Here is a 1,950-nt window from a genome sequence, read left to right on the forward strand (position 1 = left end):
TTGGTCTTGCCCGCGAAGTCGGGGTGGAACTTGTAGATCGCCGTGGTCAGCAAGGTCTCGTCCTTGCGCGCGGGCCAGTAGAGCGGGTTCACCGTGCAGCCGCCGTAGATCCAGCAGGTGGTGTCGCGTGTGTAGAGCGTGTTGGGCAGGGGGGTGATGAGGTACTGGGTAATCCCCGGCGTCTCGCGGATCAGCGCCATCAGCGCGCTGGAGTGGCTCTCGGGAAATTCCTCCACCGACAGGCCGCCGATCAGGATCTCGGCCAGTTCGCGGTGGGGCAGGCCTTCGAGATAGCTGCGCACGTCGGTCAGCAGGCCGAGCCCGACCTCGTTCTCGGTGACGCGGTGGTCGAGGATCCACTTGCGCGCCTCGGGGATGCCGACAGTGGTGGTCAGCAGGTCGTGCATCTCCACCACATCGACGCCGCGGTCGCGCATCTTCTGCTGGAAATCGAGATGGTCGCGCTTGGCCGCGTCCACCCAGAGCACGTCATCGAACAGCAGGTCGTCGCAATTGGACGGCGTCAGCCGCTGGTGCGCGCGGCCCGGCGCGCAGACCATGACCTTGCGCAGCTTGCCGACTTCGGAGTGAACGCCATAGGGAGTGTCAGTAGACATGGGGGGAGGCTCCTGTTGGATCGGATCACGGAACGATGCGGCCGGTGAGCAGCCCGGCCAGGCCGACCAGCCCTCCGACCAGCACCACCAGGAAGATCACCAGCTCGACCGGCTTGAACAGCCGCACGCCCTGTTCGCGCCGGGCCCAGACGTAGAGGATCAGGGTGCCCGGGATCAGCAGGATCGCCACGAGCATCACATGCTCCAGCCCCGCCGCCACGAACATCACGACCGAATAGAACGCCGCCACCCAGGCGATGAACTGGTCGCGTCCGGCCTCGGCCCCATCGGCGCCATAACCCTCGCGGCGGCGGGCGATCAGCACGCCGTAGCCCGCCACCAGCAGGTAGGGCAGCAGCGCGCTGACGCTGGTGAGGTCCAGCATCAGGTTGAAGGCATCCTGCGACCAGTACGTCGAGATGACGAAGAGCGAGACGACGATGTTGGACAGCCACAGCGCATTGGCGGGCACGCGGTTGCGGTTCTCTTCGGAGAACAGCCGGGGCATGTCGCGCGACTTGGCGGCGGCGAACAGCACTTCGGCGCAGATCAGCGACCAGGCGAGATAGGCGCCCAGCACCGAGACCAGCACGCCCACCGAGATGAACACGCTGCCCCACGGGCCGACCACTTCCGCCAGCGCGCTGGCGAGCGAGGGCTGGCGCAGCCCGGCCACCGCCGCCTGCGGCATCACCGCATAAGGCAGCAGCGTGACCGCGACCATCAGCCCGGTCACCCCCACGAAGCCCAGGATCGTGGCCGTGCCGACATCGGCGCGGGTGCGGGCAAAGCGCGAATAGACGCTGGCGCCCTCGATGCCGAGGAACACGAAGACGGTGATGAGCATGGTATCGCGCACCTGCGCCACCAGCGTCTTCTCCGGCATGCCCTCGCCGCCCCAGAAGTTGGCCGCGAACGTGTCCCAGTGGAACGCCAGCAGCATCAGCAGCAGCGCCGCCAGGATCGGTACGATCTTGGCGATGGTGACGACGAAGTTGATGAAAGTGGCCTGCTCGATCCCGCGCAGGATCATGAAGTGGAAGGCCCAGATGCCGACCAGCGAGACGCCGATAGCCACGGCCGAACTGCCGTCTCCGAACACCGGGAAGAACTTGCCGAGCGTCGCGCCGATCAGCACCCAGTAGAACACGTTGCCGAGAATGGAGCCGAGCCAGTACCCGAAGGCGGAGAGGAAGCCCATGTAGTCCCCGAAGCCCGCCTTGGCATAAGCGAAGACGCCGGCATCGATATCGGGCTTGCGCGCGGCCAGCGCCTGGAAGACCCGGGCCAGCGCGTACATGCCGGTGCCGGCGATGAGCCAGGCGATGATCGC

The 1,950-nt window shown here is 66.6% G+C and carries 2 protein-coding genes; both read right to left on the minus strand.

Annotated features, from left to right (window positions below; translation table 11 throughout):
• Nucleotides 1–617, minus strand: a 617-nt coding sequence (locus tag EDF56_RS25735; protein ID WP_243652862.1) for an arginine deiminase family protein, incomplete at its 3' end; no start/stop codon positions are given.
• 25 nt (nt 618–642) lie between these two features.
• Nucleotides 643–1,950 (minus strand): basic amino acid/polyamine antiporter (locus EDF56_RS25740; RefSeq protein WP_132393019.1); only part of this gene is annotated, 1,308 nt, incomplete at its 5' end.

Origin of the sequence: Novosphingobium sp. PhB165, from assembly GCF_004341845.1 — a bacterium.
GTDB lineage: Bacteria > Pseudomonadota > Alphaproteobacteria > Sphingomonadales > Sphingomonadaceae > Novosphingobium.